The 3,326-nt window shown below is 70.4% G+C and carries 1 protein-coding gene; it reads left to right on the top strand.

The features are described 5' to 3' along the window. Positions 1–3,326, top strand: a 3,326-nt coding sequence (locus tag K8638_RS43970; protein ID WP_223760773.1) for a condensation domain-containing protein, incomplete at both ends; no start/stop codon positions are given.

The following is a 3,326-nucleotide window of genomic DNA, read 5'->3' as shown; positions in this document are numbered from 1 at the left end:
CGCCAGTTCTCCGGAGTCCAGGAGGCGGTGGTGGTGGCGCGCGAGGACGTGCCGGGCGACAAGCGCCTGGTGGCGTACGTGGTGCCCACCTCGCCCGGACTGGACACCTCGGCGGTGCGCGCCTTCGTGGCGAAACAGTTGCCCGAGTACATGGTGCCCTCGGCCGTGGTGGAGCTGAGCGCCCTGCCCCTCAACGCCAACGGCAAGGTGGACCGCAAGGCCCTGCCCGCTCCGGCCATCGAGGAGGCGTCCGAGGACTTCGCCGCCCCGCGCACGGAGGTCGAGGAGAAGCTGGCGGGCATCTTCGCCAGCGTCCTGGGCCTCAAGCGCGTGGGCATCCACGACGACTTCTTCGAGTTGGGCGGGCACTCGCTGCTGGCCACGCAGGTGGTGTCGCGCGTCCGCGCCACCTTTGGCGTGGAGCTGCCCCTGGGTGAGCTGTTCGAGGCACCCACCGTCGCCGGGCTCGTGGAGCGCTTCCAGGCCATCACCGGCTCGCGGGAAGCCCCGGTCCTCACGCGCGTGCCGCGCACGGGAGACCTGCCGCTCTCCTTCGCCCAGCAGCGCCTGTGGTCCTTCGACCAGCGCCAGCCGGGCAGCCCGCTCTACAACGTCCCGCTCATCCTGAGGTTGGAAGGCGCCCTGGACGAGAACGCGCTCCGGCGGAGCTTCGATGAGCTGGTACGCCGCCATGAGTCGCTGCGCACCACGTTCCGCGCCGTCAACGGCGAGCCCGTCCAGAAGATCAATCCCGCGGTCTTCGTGCCACTGCAGAAGGTGGATCTGTCGGAGATCGACGAGGAACCGCTGCGGCAGACGGAGGCGGTGCGCCTGGCGACGGAAGAGTCCCGCAAGCCCTTCGACCTGACGAGGGGCCCGCTGCTGCGCACCCTGCTGCTGAAGCTGGGCGCGCGGGAGCACGTGCTGGTGCTGCACCTGCACCACATCGTCTCGGACGCCGGGTCCCTGGGCGTGCTCGTCAGGGATCTGACCGCGCTCTACGAGGCGTTCCGCCAGGGCCAGCCCTCGCCCCTGCCGGAGCTGCCGGTGCAGTACGCCGACTTCGCCGTCTGGCAGCGCGCCTGGCTGAAGGGCGAGACGCTGAAGACCGAGCTTGGCTGGTGGAAGCAGCAGCTCGCGGGCGCGCCGCCCGCGCTGGAGCTGCCCACCGACAAGCCCCGGCCGGCCGTCCTCTCGCACCGGGGCGCGACGCTGCCCGTGCGCCTGCCGCTGTCGCTCACCCAGAAGGTGGAGGCGCTGGCCCAGCGCGAGGGCGTCACGCCCTTCATGCTGCTGCTGGCCGCCTGGCAGACGCTGCTGCACCGCTATTCGGGACAGGACGACGTGCTGGTCGGCACGCCCGTCGAGAAGCGCGGCCCGGCCGAGACGGAGGGCCTCATCGGCTTCTTCGTCAACACGCTGGTGCTGCGCGCCCGCTTCACTCCGGGCCTCTCCTTCCGCCAGTTGCTGGCCCAGGTGCGTGACACCACCCTGGCCGCCTACGAGCACCAGCAGGTTCCCGTCGACGCGCTGGTGGAGGAGCCGCTGTTCCAGGTGACGTTCGCCTTGCAGGACTCGCCGGTGCCGGAGCTGGTGTTGCCAGAGCTGTCCGTGCGTCCGGCGCCGGCCGAGGACACCGGCACGGCCCGGTTCGAGCTGAGCCTGGACCTGAGCCGGCTGGTGAAGGGCTACACCGGCTCGCTCACCTACAGCACCGACCTGTTCGAGCGCGCCACGGCCGAGCGCATCTTCGAGCACTTCCGCCTGCTGCTGGAGAGCATCGTCGGAGGCCCGGACACCCCCCTGACCGAGCTGCCCCCGGTCATCTCCGAGGTGGGCCAGCGGCCATCGGGGACGCACCAGGCCGGGCCCACTCCGGCTGTCACCTCGGGTACCGATGTGCCGGTACTGACCCGCGCGCACCGGGACGGTCCTCTGCCGCTGTCCTTCGCCCAGCAGCGCCTGTGGTTCCTCGAACAGCTCCAGCCCGGCAGCGCCTTCTACAACATGCCTTTGGCGCTGCGCATGTCGGGCTCCCTGGAGCTGGCCGCGCTCCAGCGCGCCTACGAGGCGCTGGTGCTCCGTCATGAGGTGCTGCGCACCACCTTCCGGTCCGAAAACGGTGAGCCCTTCCAGGTCATCCACCCGGCCCCGCTCCAGCCCTTGCAGGTGGCGGACCTGGGCACGGTGCCTTCCGGCCAGCGACAGGCCGAGGCGACGCGGCTGGCCACGGCGGACGCGCTGCGCCCCTTCGATTTGGCCGCTGGCCCGCTGGTGCGCGCCACGGTGTTGAGGCTGGAGCCGTCCGAGCACGTGCTGCTGCTCAACATGCACCACAGCATCTCCGACGGCTGGTCGCTGGGAGTGATCGTCCGCGAGGTGGCCGTGCTCTACGAGGCGTTCCGTCAGGGGCAACCCTCGCCGCTGCCGGAGCTGCCGGTGCAGTACGCGGATTACTCGGTCTGGCAACGCGAGTGGCTGAGGGGCGAGGTGCTGGAGGCGCAGCTCGGCTGGTGGAAGCAGACCCTGTCGGGTGCGCCGTACGTGCTGGAGCTGCCCACGGACAAGCCGAGGCCCGCGGCGCTCTCACCCCGGGGCGGCCTGGTGCCGCTGACTCTGTCGCGCAAGCTGAGCAAGGCGCTGGAGGTCATGGCCCGGAAAGAGAGGGCCACGCCCTTCATGGTGCTCCTGGCCGCCTGGCAGGCGCTGCTGCAGCGCTACTCCGGACAGGACGACCTGCTGGTGGGCTCGCCCATCGCCGGCCGCCGGCACGAGGATACCGAGGGCCTCATCGGCTTCTTCGTCAACACGCTGGTGCTGCGCGCCCGGTTCACCCCGGGCCTCACCTTCCGCGGGCTGCTGGCGCAGGTGCGCGAAACCACCCTGCGTGCCTACGAGCACCAGGACATCCCCTTCGAGCGGCTCGTCGAGGAGCTGCAGCCGTCGCGCAATCTCAGCCGCACGCCGTTGTTCCAGGCGATGTTCGCCTTGCTGAATACGCCCGAGGTGGAGCTGGCCCTGCCCGGGCTGACGCTGCGGGGAATGCCAGTCGATGCGGCGGTCGCCAAGTTCGAGCTGAGCCTGGAGATGACGCACACACCGGAGGGATTTCGGGGTGCGCTCATCTACAGCACCGAGCTGTTCGAGCGCTCCACCGCCGAGCGCCTCCTGGCGCATCTGAAGCTCCTGCTGGAAGGCCTCGTGGCCACCCCGGAAGCGCCGCTGTCCCGGCTGACACTGCTCACCGATGCCGAGCGCCAGCAGCTCCTTGGTGCCTGGAATGACACCGTGGTGGAGTACCCGCGCGACACGTCCATCCACGAGCT

Source organism: Myxococcus sp. RHSTA-1-4 (assembly GCF_020037125.1).
Classification (GTDB): domain Bacteria; phylum Myxococcota; class Myxococcia; order Myxococcales; family Myxococcaceae; genus Myxococcus.
Note: the sequence above shows the minus strand (reverse complement) of the source record. Positions and strands in the feature narration are given on the sequence as shown.